This is a genomic window from Thermococcus gorgonarius, from assembly GCF_002214385.1.
Classification (GTDB): domain Archaea; phylum Methanobacteriota_B; class Thermococci; order Thermococcales; family Thermococcaceae; genus Thermococcus; species Thermococcus gorgonarius.
Window position 1 is genome coordinate 1141652 of sequence record NZ_CP014855.1, and the last position, 18994, is coordinate 1160645.

Below are 18994 nucleotides of genomic sequence, written 5' to 3' on the forward strand. Positions count from 1 at the left end.
TCAGGAATATTAACGGCCATGAGGGTCTTCATCAAGGACTACTTAATCCCGTGGCTGTTGTTGATCATGGTGTGGGTTGCAATCTGGATTTTCGTTCCAGGGGAGGAGAAAAACCTCTCGCTGCCGAACGTCCTCTCGGTTCTCGTCCTCCTTCCCTTATTCCTCCTCGTGGCCCTGTACTTCGTTGGAAAGACTCTCGAACGCTACGGCTACTCGCGAAAGGACGTTAGGAGGCTTCCAGAGATAATCGAGAAAACCCACGGGAGGCTCTACCTGTCCAAGGAAATCTTTGATACCATTGGATGGGCGCTCATTTTCTGGGGACTGTTTTCAACCGTCATTTTCATGACAGAGGGTCCCCTGTGGGGAGTGGCCAACGCCGTGGCGATGTTTGCGTGGATATTTGCGTTCTTTGTCCTGCTCGTCTCGATGGTAATCTGGGTGTTGGGATTTCTTCCTGCCCTCTACAAGCTCCTCACCGGTAGGGAGCTTAACAGAGATTTTCTTGTTGAGATGATGAAGCTCAATCTCGTTCTCACGGCAATCCTCATTGTGGTCCGGCTCATTGCTCTCCACGTTGGCGACGTCTCCGCTCCCCACTACGTCATGGAGCTAATAGCCTTCGGCAGAAACGACCGCGTTGTGAATTCTCTCTTCGAACTCTCTGCTTTAAACTTCCTCTTCGGGCTGGCCGGCCTTTATGGGCCGAGAAAAATCGGAAAAGCAACCGCTTTGCTCTTAACCCTTATCGTCTTCGGCCAGCTTTGGGTTACCTGGGGGTTGCTGTTCGGTTAAGGGAAAGCGTTAGTTATGTCGGGCACTATTCACGGACATGAGTGGATAGATACCCCAAGGAGGAGCCGGGGGATGAACTCTGAGATATCAGCTTGCGAGGTGGTATTCAAATGAAAAAGGGAGGATATCCCCTTCTGAACTTTTTTGTCGGAACTCTCTTCCTGACAATCCTGTTTCGCTATGCACTATCGCTTTCGTTTGGAAAAAGCCTCTCCTTTGCGGTTATTTTGGCGCTTCTCTACACCTCGGCCCACGTTTTCTGGGAAAAGTCGGATAAATGGAGAAAGTCGGGACTTTTAAAATCCAAGGGCGCGAGGTATCTCATCTTCTTCCTGAGCTCGTTTGGGTTTGCCCTTCTCCTATTTGGGCTTATGTACCTGGTCTTTACAAAACCGGGAACTTCGTTCGTTTCCCTCGTCAAGGGGCTCGCCGTTCTCTTTGCAGTAGGCTCCTCCCTGATGTTCCTTGCCTCAATGTTTTATAACAGGAACAGAACACCTGAAAAAATCACATATTCCTGGCGGAACTTTCTAAGGGAGCTTTCAGCGTCAATCCTCCTATTCACGATTGCCTACTTCTCCGGTGTTAGTTTGGAAAAGAGTGCTTCAATGGCACTTTATGTTTTTGTTGCTGCCAGCTGGTACTACTCCACGATGGCCCACAGGTACGTGATACCCGAGCAGATACTTAAACTCAGGGCAGTCATCAACTTCGCGGCAATTGCCTCCGGCTTGTACCTCTTCGTGATTGACAACGTGCTCATAAGTGGATTAGCGGGGGCACTTTTTGCCGTTGCCGAAGAAAAAGACTACTGGATAACTAGGAAGCTTGTAGAAACTGGACTGTTGAAGAGAAGATACGCCGAAAGTGGGGCTGGAGGTCTGTTTTATGCAGTCTCATATGGGTTTGGAGCCATGGTGGCTTTAATGGTGGTCACCGGAAATTGTAACGCATCTTTCATCAGGGACTTTCTGCTAACGATGTTCAGGCTGTTGTACCTGTTCACGGCGATTTTCCTTCCCTTCGGGACGTTTCTCGGGTGGGCAAGGCTGAAAGTTCACGGTGAATGAAGTGGAAAATGGACTTTTGTGTTCTTTTGCGTACTTTATTCTAGACTGGCATTGTAAATGGAGCAAAAGGAGAAACGTGCTCTGCTGGATGTTCGGAGACACCGAAGAGACTTTATGCGAGTAAATGTGAAATATTGGGAAGCGTTTGTGCAGATGCTTGTGATGCAGTTTTAGCTCCAATGATTTGTCCTCGGATTTGTGACATGGTATTCTCATAGTCTTGAGTTCATCAATCTTTTTAATTTTCAGAATCAGGACAGTGTGAGGGAGTTAAAATGAAATCTGGAAAAAGATTGGTAATAGAGGCTGTAACAGTCCCACTAGTAGCATGGGTAGTTATCTGGATGTTTCTCTATGTGCATCCAATCCCCAATATTCGGCGTGAGAATTTCAACGCTTCCTGGCTGATTACGGCGGTAGTTTCTCTCTTCCTTGTACTGGCTTTTATTGGCCTTGTACTCAAAAGGCGCCTGAGAAAGGCAGGTTTTACCGACTTAAAATTTAAAGAGCTTCCCAAAGTTCTTGAGAAGGTTAACCCAGAGATTATCAGTGATTTGATGTCAGGAATTTTTCGTGCCATTTTAATATGGGGTGCTTTTAGTTCTGTAGTTCTGATTAATGGCCCCGAGAAGGGAATAACCCTTGCTATGGACTATGCGTTGGTGTTTATAACTGTCGGACTTTTGTTGATTGTCTCTATGGTAATATTACTTATTTACTTATGGACATTCCTTCGATACTCTATGAAAGTTTAAATGAAAGCTTAACTGGAAAACGGCTCTCGCCCATCTTCAAGGAAGTTCTGCTGATTTCACTGGTTTCCGGGGGCTTTCTGGCCCTTTTAGGGTTTGTGTTCTCACATCCTGGGGCCTCAGAAATTGGAGCATTTCACTCTCTCTTAAAATTCTACGTAAACGGGGACCTACATAAGAACCTTCTGTTGCTTTCTGCTCTGAACGCTCTTTACGGCCTTGTCGGAATTCTAATCCTGCCCCGGAGAAGAAGGCTTGGCCTCTTAACTCTTCTAATGATTGCCCTGGCCCTTATTCCCCTCGTGATAAAGGTTTTTATCCAACTGCACTCATTGTAGTTTGGATTTATCAAAAACCCTGGTGGTCTCCATGAAGGGGAAAATTATCTTTAAGATTTTCATTTTCCCTGCGGTGCTCTTCACGGCGCTGTTTGGCTTCACCTGGGCGAAACTCGGCGTCATGACCCGTGAATGGGCTCTCATTACGGCACTTCTTTTTGTTCTCGTGGTGGGTTCAATGATCTTCTTCCTCGCCCGCATTCTGGAGAAGCACGGATACAGGAAAAGTGACATCAAGCGAATTGAGGAGATTCTTGAGGAGCACTGGGATGAACCGTGGTATTCAGGATACCTAAAGCACGACGTACAGGAATGCATAGCCCATCACCTCATTATCTGGGGACTTCTCAGCACGTCTCTTCTGTGGTTTCAAGATGTTTTCTTCGCCATCATGGCTTTAGTTGGTTTGGTTTTTCTCATGGTGATAATGTATCCCGTCTTTGTAACTATGGTAGTTTGGATTCTGGCTCTACCGTTGTACTTTCTCAAGAGTAGAAGGGCAGAGGATGCCTTTGAATTCATCGGTAAAACATCCCTTGTCACAACCCTCGCGATTCCCATTATCTGGGCCGTTTCCTCTTACGTCTCAACCAAAAACTACCCGGAAGACGTTCTTAGGATGTTCAACGCCGTGGTTAGAAACGCCGAGGGGTTTTTGCTCCTCTCAATCCTTAACACACTCTTTGGCTTTTCAGGGGTCTATCTCTCGCGCAGGGTTGGGAGGAGAGTTCTCGCGATTGTTCTGCTCTCACTTGCAGCGGCTATGCTCTTCATCGTCTGGAGCGTTGTTAAAATTTAAATTCTGCAGGATGTGTTTAAATGAAGTAGTCTGGGAAACGTTTGTTGGTGAGGGGCCACAATAGTTCCTCCTTACGATGATTTTTTCACCATTAGAATATATCTCCTGTCTCCTGAATAAGTTGAGGGTTCCGGGTGGAGGATCTGAAAAATGAACTTTTGTATCCTTTTGTTCACTCTTTTACTCTTGCTTCTTTCATTTCGTTCTCGTCGTTTTGTTATTGTTGGAAATTGAAAACTTTACGAAAAATAAAAGCATTGGTTAATCCAATTAGTAGAAGGAAAAGTTTATATAGCTTCATGGGTTACTAAATATGACCAACTGGTTGGGTGGTGGCCATGAACTGGAGGAAGACCGCGTTCGGAGTTTTCCTCATTGTCATGGTGTTGAACCTGCAGTTGATTGCGGCTCCTCAGGCCATGGCAATGAGCACGAACAACTCCAGCATAACCTTCCGCAGGGCGGTAGTTGCATGGTACGATGAGAAGGGCAAACTTCAGATGAACGTGACTTGGATCAACAAAGTTGTGAACTTCACCAACCTGACTAACGGCTGTCCGCTCCACGAGTCCAACGTGACTCCTAAAGTGAACGTTTCAGTGGTTACCTTATACAACATCACGGAGGAGAATGATCAGCTGCTGTTCTTCAGGCTGAACTTCTACAACAGCACGTTCAACTACACGATGTACGCGCTCGTTTACAGGGCAGAGAGGAGTCAGTACAACTTCACTTTGATCACAAGGATCCTCACAGACAAAAAAGGAGGGTACTGGCTCTTTGTTAATGACATGAACATTGCTCCAAAAGATGAAAACAGAATTCTACCTGTTGGCGACGTTATTGTTGTTAAGAATAACCTTACTCTCTCGGAGTACTACTGGACTCTTAATAAGGTTCTCATGGAGCTTAGAAAGCACGATGAGACGAAGTGGATCTGGGACAGGAGCGCCTACGAGCTGAGGCACTTATCACACCTAGTGAAGCTTAAACTACCAGAATATAATATCTACAAAACAGTGGGGATAAGTATTACTATGGATGATTCAGTAACTGCCTGTGTTTTCCCACTGAATTCTCTTATTTCAATAAAGTTTATATGCACTCAACCAGAAGCCCCCTCCTGGGTTATAGCCGGCGCCTGTTGCGCCTCTTTGTATGCAATAGTTATTGGCTGTGCTTCAGCATGTGTGCTCTCTGGTGGGGCCGCATGTATAGCTTGTATTGCGGGAGGTGTCTTCGCATCCTGGGCTTCACTCTCGGGATGCTATGGTTACTGCCCCTCAATGCAGGTATGCGTTTATGTGCTCTGGTTTAAAGTCACATGTGGAACATTATGGTGAGGGGAAGTAGTATGCATTGGGTAGAGTACGGAGCTTACGCAGGAATACTTGGAGGGGCAGTTTACCTCCTTTTGCTTTTTACGTTCAGGGAATCCTTTGTAGGCAGGAATAGGGTCTCGTGGGCGGTCCAGCTGGAGATGGCAGTCTTCATGATCCTCCTGGGTCTCATGAACTTGAAAGCTCGCAGTGGAGGCTCTTCCGAGTACTTGGGAGCAGTTGGATGGGTATGGCTGGTTGTGATCATACTCACAGTACTTATCGGCTTTAAGTGGCATTAGCCCTATAAACGATTGTATTTCCCTGCTCTGAATTAGTCAAGAATGTTGTGATTGTTGCATTAGGCGTAACAATTTTTGTTTTCCCCAATTCCCCAAATTGAAGACGGGAAACTAAACGGGGGTGAAGCCATGATCCCTGTCGAATACCTCCTCGGAGCTGGTTACGGTATTTCGCTGTGGTTGATAACATCTGGACTTCTAAAATACATTAAAGGGCCGAAGAGGTTCGCCTTCGTGCTTGAAAAAGATACGTTGAATCCCCTTCCAGAGGAGGAGCTTCCGGAGGATGTGAGGGAGTATAAAAACAGGCTTGAAGAATCATTTAAGCGGAGTGTACTTGAACGGACAAGAAAAACCGCCATTGTGGAGCTATTGATTGGGGTTGTTCTGTTAATCGTTACTGCGGCTATCACTTTAGCACTGGCGACATAGGCTATAAGCGTCTATTCCCATCAGCCGGAGGTGAAAAAATGAATACGCTGTCTAAACTAATTCCAATCCCATTCATGATCTTGGCGGTTGCATACGGCATATATGCAAAGGTGCTGTTACCCATCTTCGTTGGGATAGGGGGTATAGTGCTTTATGCTCTAAGCCTTAAAAGAGACGAAGAGGCCTCGGTAAAGCTAACGGGCCTCGTTGCCATGTTTTCCTCAATCTTTGCGCTCTGGGAGAATCCGGTTAGATATCTTGCAATAGTGGGCATTTTCCTGCTGGCAATCCTTGAATTCTCGGCGATGATGAGAAGAAGAGAAATAAAAAGGGCAACAGGTGGAGTTCAAAATTAGCCCTCCACCTTCTCAATCCCTATCTTTGCTTCAACCTCTGGCCACTCAACGACGTAGCCCTTTGCTTCTTCAAACCTAACCTCAACTGCTCTTGTCTCTCCCTTTATGTAGTCGAGGTTCTCGCTGAGAAGCTCGCGGTTCTCGTCGGTGGTCTCTATCGTGACCACTATCCTGTCGTTGACGTCGAGGTCAAGCCTCTTCCTCATCTCCTGTATCCTCCTCACAAACTCCCTGGCGAGGCCCTCAGCCAAAAGCTCCCTCGTTAGGGTCTTGTCGATGAACACCTTTCCGCCCTCGAACTCCTCAGCAACGAGGAAGTCCGGAAGCTTCTCCTCGACGGTGAGGTGCTCCCTCGTGAGGTGGAAGGTCTTGCCCTCGATTTCAACGTCCATCTCGCCCTTCTCGTAGAGTTCCCTGCCGTGTTCGTTTATCCACGCGATGACGAGCTTTGCGTCGCCCTTGAACTCCGGTCCAACTTTCGCGAAGTTCGGCTTTATGATGAGTTCGCGCTCGACCCTGCCGACCTTTACCTCCTTGGCGTTGAGCTGGTCCTTCAGCAGTCTGTTCAGCCTCTCGACGGCTTTCTTAACGGTCTCGTCCTCGGTCTCGATGATTATCCTCCTCACAGGGTAGCGGAGCTTTATCTTCGCCCTCTGCCTCGCTGATGAACCTGCCTCGACGATTTTTCTTACAACGTCCATCTCGCGCTCAAGCTCTTCGTCTATGGCCTTCTCATCGGCTTTTGGCCAGTCGAGCATGTGAACGCTCTCCACTCCAACGAACGGCCTCATGAGGTTCTGGTAGATCTCCTCGGCGATGTAGGGCGTAAACGGCGCCATGAGCCTGAGCAGAACGTCGAAGACCTTCCAGACGGTGTAGTAGGCCGCCAGCTTATCGGGGTCGTCGCCCTCAACCCACATGCGCTTCCTGATGAGCCTGATATACCACCTGCTTAAATCCTCGACGACGAAGTTGTAGATGGCCCTCGTTGCCCTCGTCAACCTGAAGGTCTCTATGCCCTCGGTAACCTCACCTATGAGGCTGTTGACCCTGCTGAGTATCCATTTGTCCTCCTCGCGGAAGGGAAGCTCCTCCGGCTTGAGCTTCGTCGGGTCGAAGCTGTCGAGGCTCATGTAGGTTGCGCTGAGCACGTAGACGTTCCACAGTATGTTGAGCATCCTCTTGACCTGCTCAAGGCCCTTCCAGCTGAAGCGGAGGTTCTCCCACGGGTTGGTGGCCCAGAGCATGTAGAACCTGAACGGGTCTCTGCCCTCCTTCTGGACTACCTCCTCCGGGCGGATTATGTTTCCAAGGCTCTTGCTCATCTTGTCGCCCTTCTCGTCGAGGACGTAGCCGTGCATGGCAACGGCCCTGTAGGGGACGGTGTCGAAGGCTATAACCGAGGCAGCCTGCTGGGAGTAGAACCACTTGGTGACCTGATCTTCACCCTCGACTATGAAGTCAGCGGGCCAGAGCTTCTCGAAGAGCTCCTTGTTCCTCGGGTAGTCGAGGGAGGCCCAGCTCGCTATTCCGCTGTCGAACCACACATCCACGACGTCCTTAACGCGGCGCATCTCCTTGCCGTTAACCTTTATGATGAAGGCATCAACGTAGGGCCTGTGGAGGTCTTCCGGCCCGAGCTTCTCCTCTATGACCTTTAGCTTCTCCTCGTAGCTCTCTGGCAGCTCTATCCTCTCGCCGTTGACCTCTATTGCCACGCTCTTTTCAACAAGCTCCTTAAAGCTTCCAACGACGTATATCTCGCCGTCCTCGCTCTGCCATATCGGGAGCGGAATTCCCCAGTAGCGCTGCCTGCTTATGACCCAGTCGCCGCTGTTCATGACGCCGTTGTCGTAGCGAACCTTGACCCACTCAGGGTACCAAATTACCTTCTCGTCGTTCTCCTTGATTATCTTGTCCTTGACCCTGCTGACCTTGAGGAACCACTGGTCGGTTGCCCTGAATATGAGCGGCGTCTTACAGCGCCAGCAGTGCGGGTACTTGTGCTCTATTTCTCCAGCTTTCACGAGGTAGCCCTTCTCGGTGAGGTGCGCTATTATCTCCGGATCGGCGTCCTTGACGTAGACACCCTTCCAGAAGCCCTCGGTGTAGCGTCCCTCGTCGTCAACCGGGCTGTAAACCGGCAGGCCGTATTTCTGACCAACCTCGAAGTCCTCCTCACCGTGGCCGGGGGCTGTGTGGACTAAACCGGTACCATCCTCCAGCGTTACGTGCTCACCGAGGATAACCCTGTGAGCCCACTCGTACTTCTCGCGGAACTCCTTTTGGGCTGGATACTCGTCCATGAGGACGTGGACGTAGCGGATGCCCTCAAGCTCCTCACCCTTGAAGGTTTCAACGATTTCACCCTTTACACCGACCTCGGTCAGAACTCTCTCAACCAGGGCCTTCGCTATTATCCAGTACTCCTCGCCCTTCTCGGTCTCGACCCTAACCTTGGCGTACTCGTACTCGGGGTGGACAGCTACAGCTAAGTTGGCCGGCAGTGTCCACGGTGTCGTCGTCCAGATGAGGAGGTACTCGTTCTCCCTGCCCTCAACAGGGAACTTCACGTAGATGCTCGGGTCTTTCCTGAGCTTGTACTCGCCGCGAACCTCGTGTTCAGCGAGGGCAGTCTCACAGCGCGGACACCAGTGGAGAACGCGCTTGTCCTTCTCCAAGAGCCCCTTCTCCCAGGCCCTCTTGAGCGTGAACCAGCCCGATTCGATGTACTCGTTCTTTATGGTCATGTAGGGGTTGTCCCAGTCCATCCAGACGCCGAGCTGCTTGAACTGCTCGGTCATGATTTTGAGGTTGTTGAGGGCGAACTCCTTACACTTCCTTATGAAGTTCTCGACGCCTATCTCGGTCTCTATATCCTTCTTGGTCTTAAGTCCCAGAGCTTGCTCGACCTTGACCTCGATCGGGAGGCCGTGCATGTCGAAGCCCGGCTGTCTGCGGACGTTGTACCCTTGCATCGTCCTGAAGCGTATCACCATGTCCTTGATGATCTTGTTCCACGCCGTGCCAAGGTGTATAGCACCGCTGACGTAAGGCGGCCCGTCGAGGAAGTAGTATTTGGGCCCGTTGGCTCTGCTGGCTTTGACCTTCTCGTAGACCTCGTTCTCCTTCCAAAAGCGCTCTATCTTCTCCTCAAGCTTCCCTGGACTGTACTCCCTAAACTCCGGCTCTTTAATCATTGAAAACCCCTCCAGAAGTGATAATCAATGCTAACCCAGAAGAGGGCCTAAGCCGCGAAACGGGCGAAGCGAAGGATAAAACACTCCCCCCTCATGGGTATCGGGCCAAAGTTGGGGATTTTATTTATAAGGTTTTTGGAATCTCTCCAAGGGGGATTATCGTGAGGATTGCCGTTGGCTCAACAAACCCGACCAAAGTTCTGGCCGTTAAAGAGGTCATGGAGATGATTTACGGGGACGTCGAGGTCTTTGGCGTTGAAGTCGAGAGTGGCGTGCCAGACCAGCCCGTTGGAATGGAGGAGACCATCAGAGGGGCGATGAACCGCGCCCGGCAAGCCCTGGAGAAGGGAAACGCGGACATGGGAGTTGGAATCGAGGCAGGCGTTTACCCAGTTCCGCACTCCCTCACGGGCTACTTCGACATCCAGTTCTGCGCTATCCTCGATAGGGAAGGCCAGATTACCATAGGCCACGGGCCTGGCTTTGAGTATCCGCCTTACGTCATCAAGAGGATAAAGGAAGGAGTTGAGGCAGGGAAGGCCATGGACGAGCTCGTCGGGGAGAAGGACCTGAAGAGGAAAACCGGTGCCATAGGCTACCTCACGCATGGAATCCTACCGAGAAAGGAGCTGAACAAGCTTGCCGTGCTCATGGCTATGGTTCCGCGGATGAATCCAGAGCTCTTTGGTTTGAAAAATGTGCCCTCCCCGACCGCCCCCCGCTCACCGCTCACGGGGGTGTGAGAGGGGAGGGCGTAGAAAGTTGTGTCTGAGAATTTTAAGCGTTTTCCACCTGCCTCTCTTCCTCAGGCTCACCCTTCCTCCTGCTCTCGTTCTTGATGACCTGGATGACATAATCTATGAACTTCCTGACTTCCTCAAGCTCTTCCTCCGGAATATCGGCTATCTTCTTGTTCTTGGTCTTGTAGGTGAGCAACTTGAGGAGTGCGAGCCTTCCGAGGGCTGTCCTTGTGCTTATCTCACCGTTTTTCCAGTCGCGCCAGATTGCGTTCGCTATGCCGTAGAACTCGGGTATGCTGTCCAGTCCGGGGTCGCCGACGTCTATGACCTCCTTTCCTAGGTACTTGTAGCGCTTCTCCTTCTCCTCCTTCGAGAACTCCTTGGTCTTGCCCTTTATGTATTCGTGCACCATACCTATCACCTCCAGACTAATTTTAGCATAACTTTTTATTAACCTTTCGTTATCAAATCTCTTGACCCGGGAGAAGGGTTTCAAGGAGGAGTCTTAGGGGTTTATTGTCCACAGTCTCAAGGGACGTCATTACCTCCTCTATCGGCACCTTACCTCGCCTATACGAAACGTAGAGGTAGAGGGCATAGGCTGCAACCTTTGGATCCCCTTCCTTAGTGGCCTCCATGGCATTGGCCAGAAGAGGATCCTCCAGGAGCCTATCGGCAAGAGAGAGAAGCCCATCCAAGTCGTCATTTTCAAGTGCGTTTTCCAAAGGGGTGTAGAACTCCTTGATAAGCTTTTTAGCAGCTCTTCCCCTTTCACTAAGATCAAAAGTCTCCACTTTCTTGTTTCGGTTTAGGTAATAAACGACCACCATAAGGGCAAATCCCAGCGCCAGAACCGAGTATATGCCGATTGAAAGTCCTGAGAGTCCTCCGATGGTTCCCCCGTATTGAACCCTGATGTAATAGAGGATCACCAGCCCGCCGATAATCCAGGCTAGAGCGATCCAAACGTAAGTCATGGGAAAATGACTCCCAACTTCCGCGGGAGGCTTTTTTCTGCTCTCCTCATTAAGAAGGCTCTGTTCGGCTATGTCAACAAGAGCCTGAAGTCGCTTTTTCCTGAGCTGAATCTGGTCAAGCACACCCTTAAGGCCACTCCCGCTTGCTTCCAAGGTCACTCCCCCGTTCGTAAATGACCACGTTACTCATCCAATAAACTTTTCTGAGATGACAGAACCCGGTAGAACACGAACGCCCCTGGAATTATGTACACGTACTGGGTGAGGAATTTGTAAAGAAAGGCAACTCCAACGGCTTTCCCACTAATATCAAGTGCAAGCACGATGCCAAGCTCGTTTCCACCGACTCCCCCGGGCGTTCCAATCATCCCCAGAACAGTGGAATACAGGACGGCAACAAATGCACTGGTCAGCTTGAATTCCCATCCAAAAGCTCTTCCAGTTGAGATTAAAGCCAGAGACGAAAAGAAAACTTGGACGAGAGTTGAGATAAAAGCCGCCGGGAGGTTACCCTTTTTGGCCAGCTTCCAACCCGAATAGAATTCCTCTATGAACTTTTCCTGCCTCAGGAGTTCGAAGGGTTTGGCGATAACCCTGTAAAGGGAGTCCTCATGAAAAATCGCCCACAGAAACAGAACTACAACGGGAACAGCATACCATGATCCATTCAACAGAAGAACAAAAAGTCCGGGTAAGAGCTCAAAGACAGCGACCATGGCGGAAGTCCCAATTGAACGAACCCACCCAATCCCAAGGTATTTGCACTTGATGAGTGTCCCAAGGGCGGAGTTTACCGATATTGAAACGTAGCTGCCCATCAGGTTCAGGAGGAGCAGTTTTTTAAAGGACACTCCCGCGTGGCCCAGAATGAAATACCAAGAGGCAGTGTACAGGAGAAAGGCAAAAATTCCCGCGGCGAATGCAACCAGCAGATACCAGGGTTCCTCAAAGTGAAAATTGGAACTGCCGGTTTCATCCCCGATCCGGTAGAGAAAAAAGAGCACAATGAGAAGAGTTATCAAAAGGGAAAAGACCTTTCGTTTTCTCAATATTTACTCCCCCGATTCCAAAAGCTCCCTAACGTACTTGGGCATCTGGAAGAGTGTCTCATGCCTCTCCGGATCGTAGTAGTATAGTTTGAGCCCCTTTGCCCTTTCGAGATCTACCTTTCTAAAATCTACGTCACCTTTTACACCAACTAGGAAACTCCAGGGTGAGGCATAGCCTATCACTGGAAAGCTAAAGTAATAGACCCTGTCAAATACTTTTTTCATTGCCCTGTACGCATCTATGAGCTCGCTGGTGAAGAGATAAACGCTTCCCGCCTGGGTTATGTACAGACCTGGGTCGTTCAGTTTCTCGTAGGCATCACGGTAGAAGTCCTCGGAGAACAGAAGCTTTGCGGGACCAACGGGATCCGTGGAGTCCACGATTATCACGTCGAATCTCTCTCCAGTTTCCTTTAGATACTTGACCCCATCGCCGATTATGAGCTCGGCCCTGGGTTCTTCCTTTTTTATGAGCCTCTCAAGGAGGTCCTTTGCAACGTCGAGGTACAGGTAAGAGGCTTCAACAACCCCCTCGTCTATCTCAACCATTACGGCCCTTTCAACTTCTCCATGCTTCAAGACTTCTCTCAAAGTTCCCCCATCGCCCCCGCCTATAACCAGAACCCTACTTGGTTTTGGGTGAGCAAGCATTACGGGGTGAACCAAGACCTCGTGATAACTCTCTTCACCCACCTCCACGAGCTGGACAGTGCCGTCCAAAACTAAAAGCTTTCCAAAGCCCTCGGTTTCGTATATTTCAAGCCTCTGATACTGCGTTTGAGTTTCAAAGAGCCTCCTCTTAACCTTAAAACCGACACCGTATCCACGGGGGTACCATTCAATGAAAGCGTTATCTTCAGCGTTGAATCCCATAGCCACCACCACTAAAACAGGGGAGGTTGATGTTTTAAACCTAATGGCAACGGTCGGGACAAAAGTTATAAACCTCTACTATTGGGTATCAACCATGAGCATAAACATCGTCAGAAAAGAACTATTCAAGAAGGTAACCTACCTGGCGAGAGAGATAGAGGAGGGAATGAACTACGGAGTTCCTCATCTCGTCGGAGAGATAGAAGCAGGGGAGCTCCCTCAAGTTGAGCTCAGCGTTGTCGTTTTCAACGGGAGCTATCACAGGTTTCTCTTAAAAGATGAGGATGAGAGAAAGCTCTACTTCATGCTTCCCGTCGATTCCTCAAATCCAAGACGTGTTTTTATGGAAATATGGACGTTTCTTAACGGAAAAACCGATGGAAGTGTTCTAATACCTGGAACAAAAATCAGGGGTATTCTCAAGAGCGAACTTTCCAGGAGGGGATTTGAGACAATATGGATGAACGTCTACGAAGAGGGAGGCATAGGCTACGTGGAAGTACTTGCAGTAAAGGAAAACGCCAGATACCGCATGACCTTTGAGAAGACGGGGAATGAATTCACCCTTCTTGAAATTGAAAAAATATGAGTCAGTAAGGGAACATAACGACCGCCGCCACTACGGCAGCTGGCTTATCCTTAACCGTTATCTCGGCTGAAGCAACCCTGAATTCCTTGAGCTTCCAGCCCCTGACTCTAAATCCCTCTTCGACCATTTTCCTGACCATTTCCTCTGCCTCTTCCTTGGTGCAGTAGCCGGAATACTCGTAGATCAGGCCGCCTTCGTTCCCCTCGCTTATACCTACTCCAAGGGCCGCGCTGATGGTCATTCCAGGTTCGTCGCTCTCGATGTGGGCATAGACCGTCGGAAGGAGCATTCCTATGGGAACATCGTGAACTTTCTCCATCCACTCGATGTGGGCTGGAATTACGCTACTGAGCTTGACGAGGTTGACGTTACCTATCCCGAGCTTGAGAAGTGCGTTATCGAAAGCGTTAAGCTTTGTTCCCCCTTCAGCGGCTGCAGCACCTATGAAAGCCCTCTTAGGAGTCATCCAGCTCATCTTCACCACCTATCTCACTTTTGAACTACTCCTCACGAGGTCAATTGGTTAATAAACGTTTCGGAAAACATTGGGGGACAGAGAGGAAAGACCCACCAGAACGAAGGTTTAATCACGCAGGAAGGAGCTATCAATCGACACAAAAAGGTGGAAGGGAACCTACCTTACTATAACGTTGAGTTTTCTGAGCTTTATGGGGATGCTGTACTCTCTGGACACGTCCCGGATAACACGCAGAATAGTTTCCTTTGCATCGTTCTTGAGTTTTTCTTCATCAACGCCCAAGAAAGACCCAAAGAGACCAACACCTTCCTCCTTAAGGAAGGACACCTCGATGCTTACATAAACTGTGTTGTCTTTAACGTCCCAGCTTAGTTTGAGCCACTTAAACGTCACGCGGGAAATTAGTTTAAGCTCCGTGTGAAGCCTCGCCTTCAGGGTTTCCATGGCGGGTTCTATCCTACTCCTCAGGAGAGTCTGCTCACTCTCCTTCTTCTTCTCTTCGGTAAGGAAAGTGAGTTCATCGATACCGGCCTGTTTCAGGAGTTTTTCAACCTCTTTCTCTAGCTCCTTTTTCTTTTCTATTATCTGGGCCGCCTTGGCAGATTTTGGTTTAATTTGCACTGAAGGTGCTACCTTTTCAATGGTCTCCACTTCAATGTTGTGCACGGTTATATACCTGTTGAGAGTCTTTCCGAGCTCTTTGGAGTGTCTCGTAATAATACTCCTTATGAGATTTTCGACGCGGTCATTCGGTAAGTCCGTTTCAACCACGAGCTTCGCGTTCACCTCAAACTCTCTGCGGCCCTTGATGTCAAAGCTGGCAGCTGTAACGTTGATTCCAGCTTCCCGGATCTCCCCGATTACAGTCCTAGCCATCGCTCTGAAATAGGGCCACACATCTTCAAGAACGGAAAGGGTTATCCTGCCATCCTCGTCCACTTTTCCCGTCTTCTTCCTGTCTCTCTCCACTATCTGCTGGGGAGCAACTTCCTTCCCGTCTAGGATTACTTTTATATCCCGAAGTATAGGCTTTGTATCGGCCACCCTGAGTATAATCGGGGCGTGTTTGCTTATAGCGTGGAGCATTCTTTTCTCCGCAACTTCCCGCATCTGCCCTTCACTGTGTCCGTACATGTGGACGTTTAGATACAGAACACCTCCACTCACCTCTCCCGAGAATACAATCTTAGTCAGCTGAAGTGTTCTAACCCTATTGGCTTCAGATATCAGGTGCTTGGCGTACTCCCTGAGGGCATCGTTTAAGAAGTCTCCATTCGGAATCTCGTTTACTATTTCAACCTCTTCTACAGTTCCCGCGCTTACTGCTTTTTGGGTGGACTCTGGTTTTTTCTCTTCTGGGGACTTAGCCGGTCTCTGAACTGTCTGGGGAGCTACCTGGGCACCTTCTTGAGGAGAGTGTTTGGATTCCGGGTGGGAGAACAGATCAGCTATCGGAACTTTGGGGGTTTCGGCGTATGCCTCAAGGTTGTCGGCTATCGACAGCTTTACACCTATTTCGTCGAGGGCGTAGAAATCAACTATTACAGGCCCCTTAAGGAGTTCTTTGAGGAGCGAAAGTGCTTCCTCTCCAGAGATGTTCTTTCCAGAACCGACTTTCTGGCCCTCAATAGCCAGAATCTTTGAGCGATCCATCAGAATCTCCATGTAGTACCCCTGACCACTTTTTTTGCCGAAAAGCTTGACGAAGGCCCCCTCTGTCGTTGAGAGGATATTTTGAATCTCACTGAGCAAATCCTCCGATGATGTTATCACAATGTTTTCCTTAAGGGGAGTTAAGCTGGGCAGCTTCATATTCCCACCAGCTTGTTGTTTCTCATTCTGATTAGCAGCGACACCTATATATATCCGTTAATCCTAGACTCAAGCGACGCAAAGAGCTCCGGGTTTGAGTTAAGCAACGTACCTATTTAAACGTTGTTGATCATGGGTGGTGATTATGAGGATACTGATACTCGGTGGGGGCAGCATTGGTCGTCAGATAGCCGAGGCCCTCAAAGGGGAGTTTGAGATAACCATAATAGAGAAGGATGAAATACGTGCCAAATCTCTTTCCGAGGTAGGGTTCAACGTTGTACAGGGTGACTTCTCATACACGGCCACGCTCCTCAAAGCAGGCCTCGAGAAGGCTGACGCGGTTGTTATAACGACAAGAAACGTTGAGACTGTTAAAAAGGCGGTCTATATAATCCGGAGTAACAATTCCAACGTTCCAATAATAACACTTCTTCCCGATGATATGCCCAAAGAAACGCTAGAAGATATAATCCTCGAGGAGTTCGAAAAGGAGGCCAGAATAGACTACGGCATTTACCCGCAGAGGGCAATAACCGACGCATTTTTGAGAACCATACTAGATCTTGGAGAAAAGAAAAACGCCACCCTTTTGTTCAGAAAACTTCAAGAGCTGAAAAAAAGCGGGGACTCGCTCCTGATAATAACCCACGACAACCCGGATCCAGACTCACTCTCATCCGCGCTGGCCCTCTCCATGATCGCCCAGAACGCAGGATTAAAGACCACAATAGGCTACGGCGGGGAAATAACACACCACGAGAATCAGGCCTTCGTTAACCTTCTTGGAATCAATATAAGACGCCTTTCAAAGGGTTCCTACGAGCTCAGAAGACATCAGTTCATAGCCATTGTTGATGCTCAGCCAAACGGAAACATAACAGTCCTTGACAAGGAGGATCTTGACAGGGTAAAGGTGATAATAGACCACCACCAGATATTCCAGCACCTGTACGACTACCTGCCGGATGACGTTTTCATTGACATAAGGCCAGAAGTCAACTCATCAGCGGCGATATTAACGGAGTACATAAAATCCCTGAACATAGTCCCGCCCGAGAACGTTGCCACCGCCCTTTTCTACGGGATATACACAGACACAAAGAAGTTCTCAAAGCTTAGCCACGTGGATCTCAAGGCCATCGAGTTTCTCGCGGGCAAAGTCAACTACGAGATTCTGGACAGAATTGAACACCCGGATATTTCCACCGAGACAGCGGAGATACTGGCCAGGGCAATACTGAACAGAAGAACTTACAAAAACCTCCTCATTTCAAACGTTGGGTTCATAAACAACAGGGACGCCGTAGCGGAATCAGCAGACTTTCTTTTGAGACTAGAGGGGATAAGCACGGTTTTGGTATTCGGAATCGTCGACGATTACATAGAGATATCCGCCAGAACCCGGGACGTGAGGGTGAACATTGGGGCGGTTATGAAGGAAGCCTTCAGTGACATAGGGAGCGGAGGAGGACACCCAACCATGGGTGGTGCAAGAATCCCCCTCGGGATTTTCAAGCTGGCTAAGGACAAAAACTCCCTCCTACGGCTCGTTGAGGAGGCAATAACGGAAAAGTTCCTCGAAGCCCTGGGAATCAAAGAAAGCTGATGTGGGCCCGAGTGATCCCCCGCCTTCATGGTAAGCTTTTCTACTCTCTCCGGCGGTCCGGAGCTCGGGCCCTATGCGCCCGGCATCGTCGCACCCGCTCATCGCTGGCACAAGCCCGCTCCCGGGCCCGGGCCACCGGGCGCGACCGTCGTTGAAAATTTATCAGGGTGATATTTAAGGCTTTCAGCTCTAATAACCATTAGGAATATTCCTGTGGTTACTTCATGCCGAAAAGTATATAAGATGATGAACAGACCTGCTCATGCTCATCTGGAGGTGACGCTCATGGTTGAGAAAGTCAGGAACATAGTCGTTGAGGAGATGGTAAGGACTCCTGTTGAGATGCAGAAGGTCGAGCTCGTCGAGAGAAAGGGGATAGGCCACCCGGACAGCATTGCCGATGGCATTGCCGAGGCAGTAAGCAGAGCCCTCAGCAGGGAGTACATCAAGAGGTACGGCATAATCCTCCACCACAACACCGACCAGGTTGAAGTGGTTGGCGGAAGGGCCTATCCAAGGTTCGGCGGCGGTGAGGTCATAAAGCCTATCTACATCCTCCTCTCCGGAAGGGCCGTCGAGATGGTGGACAAGGAGTTCTTCCCGGTTCACGAGATAGCCATAAAGGCTGCAAAGGACTACCTCAGGAAAGCAGTCAGGCACCTCGACCTTGAGCACCACGTGGTCATAGACTCCCGCATCGGGCAGGGAAGCGTTGACCTCGTCGGTGTCTTTAACAAGGCCAAGGAGAACCCGATTCCGCTCGCCAACGACACTTCCTTTGGAGTTGGCTACGCCCCGCTCAGCGAGACCGAGAGGATTGTCCTCGAGACGGAAAAGCTCCTCAACAGCGACGAGTTCAAGAAGAAGTGGCCGGCAGTTGGAGAGGACATCAAGGTCATGGGTCTCAGGAAGGGGGACGAGATAGACCTCACCATCGCTGCGGCCATAGTGGACAGTGAAGTGGACAACCCGGACGACTACATGGCCGTCAAGGAGGCCATCTACGAAGCTGCCAAGGAAGTCGTTGAGTCCCACACCCAGAGGCCGACCAAGATCTACGTCAACACCGCCGACGACCCGAAGAACGACATCTACTACATCACCGTCACGGGAACGAGCGCAGAGGCCGGAGACGACGGTTCCGTCGGAAGAGGCAACCGCGTCAATGGCTTAATCACCCCGAACAGGCACATGAGCATGGAGGCTGCAGCCGGTAAGAACCCGGTCAGCCACGTTGGAAAGATCTACAACCTCCTCGCAATGCTGATAGCCAACGACATAGCCGAGCAGGTCGAGGGTGTGGAGGAGGTCTACGTCAGGATCCTGAGCCAGATCGGCAAGCCGATTGATGAACCACTCGTTGCAAGCGTTCAGATAATACCAAAGAAGGGCTACTCACTCGAGGTCATCGAGAGGCCGGCCTACGAGATAGCGGATGCATGGCTGGCAGACATAACCAAGATCCAGAAGATGATCCTCGAGGATAAGCTCAACGTCTTCTGAA

20 protein-coding genes are annotated in these 18994 nt (G+C 49.7%); 13 read left to right on the forward strand and 7 right to left on the reverse strand.

The features are described from left to right. The first annotated feature begins 18 nt into the window (after positions 1-18). The 9 genes from A3K92_RS06360 to A3K92_RS06395 all read left to right on the forward strand — a co-directional run bounded on the left by A3K92_RS06360 (position 19) and on the right by A3K92_RS06395 (position 6163). Positions 19-795, forward strand: a complete 777-nt coding sequence (locus A3K92_RS06360) for a hypothetical protein (RefSeq protein ID WP_088885467.1) — start codon at positions 19-21, stop codon at positions 793-795. Between the two features lie 110 nt (positions 796-905). Next, positions 906-1865, forward strand: a complete 960-nt coding sequence (locus A3K92_RS06365) for a potassium transporter Kef (RefSeq protein WP_088885468.1) — start codon at positions 906-908, stop codon at positions 1863-1865. A 275-nt stretch (positions 1866-2140) separates the two neighbouring features. Next, positions 2141-2620, forward strand: coding sequence for a hypothetical protein (locus A3K92_RS09610; RefSeq protein ID WP_232460842.1), 480 nt, complete (start codon positions 2141-2143; stop codon positions 2618-2620). Continuing rightward, the gene (locus tag A3K92_RS09615; RefSeq protein WP_232460843.1) at positions 2587-2955 is read left to right on the forward strand and encodes a hypothetical protein; all 369 of its coding nucleotides are present in this window, start codon (positions 2587-2589) and stop codon (positions 2953-2955) included. The genes A3K92_RS09610 and A3K92_RS09615 overlap by 34 nt, the downstream gene beginning before the upstream one ends. Before the next feature lie 31 nt (positions 2956-2986). After that, positions 2987-3754 (forward strand): hypothetical protein, encoded by a 768-nt coding sequence (locus A3K92_RS06375; RefSeq protein ID WP_232460844.1) that lies wholly within the window; start codon positions 2987-2989, stop codon positions 3752-3754. A gap of 338 nt (positions 3755-4092) precedes the next feature. Beyond that, positions 4093-5097, forward strand: a complete 1005-nt coding sequence (locus tag A3K92_RS06380) for a hypothetical protein (RefSeq protein ID WP_232460845.1) — start codon at positions 4093-4095, stop codon at positions 5095-5097. An 11-nt stretch (positions 5098-5108) separates the two neighbouring features. Continuing rightward, entirely contained in the window at positions 5109-5375 is a 267-nt protein-coding gene (locus tag A3K92_RS06385) for a hypothetical protein (RefSeq protein ID WP_088885469.1), read from the forward strand. Between the two features lie 129 nt (positions 5376-5504). Then, the gene (locus tag A3K92_RS06390) at positions 5505-5807 is read left to right on the forward strand and encodes a hypothetical protein (protein WP_088885470.1); all 303 of its coding nucleotides are present in this window, start codon (positions 5505-5507) and stop codon (positions 5805-5807) included. Positions 5808-5845: 38 nt separating this feature from the next. Continuing rightward, the gene (locus A3K92_RS06395; protein ID WP_088885471.1) at positions 5846-6163 is read left to right on the forward strand and encodes a hypothetical protein; all 318 of its coding nucleotides are present in this window, start codon (positions 5846-5848) and stop codon (positions 6161-6163) included. Here A3K92_RS06395 and ileS read toward each other — a convergent pair. After that, positions 6160-9363 (reverse strand): isoleucine--tRNA ligase, encoded by a 3204-nt coding sequence (gene ileS, locus A3K92_RS06400; RefSeq protein ID WP_088885472.1) that lies wholly within the window; start codon positions 9361-9363, stop codon positions 6160-6162. The genes A3K92_RS06395 and ileS overlap by 4 nt on opposite strands. Positions 9364-9524: 161 nt before the next feature. Here ileS and yjjX point away from each other — a divergent pair, with 161 nt between their 5' ends. After that, positions 9525-10106 carry an inosine/xanthosine triphosphatase gene (gene yjjX / locus A3K92_RS06405; protein ID WP_088885473.1) on the forward strand — a complete coding sequence of 194 codons (582 nt, stop codon included), beginning with the start codon at positions 9525-9527 and terminating at the stop codon, positions 10104-10106. 34 nt (positions 10107-10140) lie between these two features. On the opposite strand, the gene A3K92_RS06410 is transcribed toward yjjX, so the two are convergent. Genes A3K92_RS06410 through speE form a run of 4 tightly spaced genes read right to left on the reverse strand, consistent with a single transcriptional unit; the run spans position 10141 to position 13002 of the window. After that, the gene (locus A3K92_RS06410) at positions 10141-10515 is read right to left on the reverse strand and encodes a hypothetical protein (protein WP_088885474.1); all 375 of its coding nucleotides are present in this window, start codon (positions 10513-10515) and stop codon (positions 10141-10143) included. 52 nt (positions 10516-10567) lie between these two features. Then, a complete protein-coding gene (locus A3K92_RS06415; protein ID WP_088885475.1) occupies positions 10568-11233 on the reverse strand; it encodes a hypothetical protein in 666 nt (221 codons plus the stop codon). 29 nt (positions 11234-11262) lie between these two features. After that, complete coding sequence (locus tag A3K92_RS06420) at positions 11263-12129, reverse strand: lysylphosphatidylglycerol synthase domain-containing protein (RefSeq protein WP_157722434.1); 867 nt, start codon at positions 12127-12129, stop codon at positions 11263-11265. Between the two features lie 3 nt (positions 12130-12132). Further along, on the reverse strand, positions 12133-13002 hold the full coding sequence (speE, locus tag A3K92_RS06425; protein WP_088885477.1) for a polyamine aminopropyltransferase: 870 nt from the start codon (positions 13000-13002) through the stop codon (positions 12133-12135). A 94-nt stretch (positions 13003-13096) separates the two neighbouring features. On the opposite strand from speE, the gene A3K92_RS06430 reads away from it, so the two are divergent. Continuing rightward, positions 13097-13591 carry a hypothetical protein gene (locus A3K92_RS06430; protein WP_232460847.1) on the forward strand — a complete coding sequence of 165 codons (495 nt, stop codon included), beginning with the start codon at positions 13097-13099 and terminating at the stop codon, positions 13589-13591. A 1-nt stretch (position 13592) separates the two neighbouring features. Here the strand turns inward: A3K92_RS06430 and A3K92_RS06435 are convergent, their stop codons facing one another. Continuing rightward, positions 13593-14066, reverse strand: coding sequence for a pyruvoyl-dependent arginine decarboxylase (locus A3K92_RS06435; RefSeq protein WP_088885478.1), 474 nt, complete (start codon positions 14064-14066; stop codon positions 13593-13595). 159 nt (positions 14067-14225) lie between these two features. Then, positions 14226-15881 carry a DUF2226 domain-containing protein gene (locus A3K92_RS06440; protein WP_088885479.1) on the reverse strand — a complete coding sequence of 552 codons (1656 nt, stop codon included), beginning with the start codon at positions 15879-15881 and terminating at the stop codon, positions 14226-14228. A 145-nt stretch (positions 15882-16026) separates the two neighbouring features. Between A3K92_RS06440 and A3K92_RS06445 the strand changes: the two genes are divergently transcribed. Together A3K92_RS06445 and A3K92_RS06450 are read left to right on the forward strand one after the other, a co-directional pair. Next, positions 16027-17490 carry a DHH family phosphoesterase gene (locus A3K92_RS06445; protein WP_088885480.1) on the forward strand — a complete coding sequence of 488 codons (1464 nt, stop codon included), beginning with the start codon at positions 16027-16029 and terminating at the stop codon, positions 17488-17490. Positions 17491-17775: 285 nt separating this feature from the next. After that, positions 17776-18993 (forward strand): methionine adenosyltransferase, encoded by a 1218-nt coding sequence (locus A3K92_RS06450; protein ID WP_088885481.1) that lies wholly within the window; start codon positions 17776-17778, stop codon positions 18991-18993. The last annotated feature ends 1 nt before the right edge of the window (position 18994 follow it).

Coding starts and splice junctions, on each gene's coding strand:
- A3K92_RS06360 (WP_088885467.1), top strand. CDS start 19: ATGAGGGTCTTCATCAAGGACTACTTAATCCCGTGGCTGTTGTTGATC.
- A3K92_RS06365 (WP_088885468.1), top strand. CDS start 906: ATGAAAAAGGGAGGATATCCCCTTCTGAACTTTTTTGTCGGAACTCTC.
- A3K92_RS09610 (WP_232460842.1), top strand. CDS start 2,141: ATGAAATCTGGAAAAAGATTGGTAATAGAGGCTGTAACAGTCCCACTA.
- A3K92_RS09615 (WP_232460843.1), top strand. CDS start 2,587: ATGGACATTCCTTCGATACTCTATGAAAGTTTAAATGAAAGCTTAACT.
- A3K92_RS06375 (WP_232460844.1), top strand. CDS start 2,987: ATGAAGGGGAAAATTATCTTTAAGATTTTCATTTTCCCTGCGGTGCTC.
- A3K92_RS06380 (WP_232460845.1), top strand. CDS start 4,093: ATGAACTGGAGGAAGACCGCGTTCGGAGTTTTCCTCATTGTCATGGTG.
- A3K92_RS06385 (WP_088885469.1), top strand. CDS start 5,109: ATGCATTGGGTAGAGTACGGAGCTTACGCAGGAATACTTGGAGGGGCA.
- A3K92_RS06390 (WP_088885470.1), top strand. CDS start 5,505: ATGATCCCTGTCGAATACCTCCTCGGAGCTGGTTACGGTATTTCGCTG.
- A3K92_RS06395 (WP_088885471.1), top strand. CDS start 5,846: ATGAATACGCTGTCTAAACTAATTCCAATCCCATTCATGATCTTGGCG.
- ileS (WP_088885472.1), bottom strand. CDS start 9,363: ATGATTAAAGAGCCGGAGTTTAGGGAGTACAGTCCAGGGAAGCTTGAG.
- A3K92_RS06410 (WP_088885474.1), bottom strand. CDS start 10,515: ATGGTGCACGAATACATAAAGGGCAAGACCAAGGAGTTCTCGAAGGAG.
- speE (WP_088885477.1), bottom strand. CDS start 13,002: ATGGGATTCAACGCTGAAGATAACGCTTTCATTGAATGGTACCCCCGT.
- A3K92_RS06430 (WP_232460847.1), top strand. CDS start 13,097: ATGAGCATAAACATCGTCAGAAAAGAACTATTCAAGAAGGTAACCTAC.
- A3K92_RS06435 (WP_088885478.1), bottom strand. CDS start 14,066: ATGAGCTGGATGACTCCTAAGAGGGCTTTCATAGGTGCTGCAGCCGCT.
- A3K92_RS06440 (WP_088885479.1), bottom strand. CDS start 15,881: ATGAAGCTGCCCAGCTTAACTCCCCTTAAGGAAAACATTGTGATAACA.
- A3K92_RS06445 (WP_088885480.1), top strand. CDS start 16,027: ATGAGGATACTGATACTCGGTGGGGGCAGCATTGGTCGTCAGATAGCC.
- A3K92_RS06450 (WP_088885481.1), top strand. CDS start 17,776: ATGGTTGAGAAAGTCAGGAACATAGTCGTTGAGGAGATGGTAAGGACT.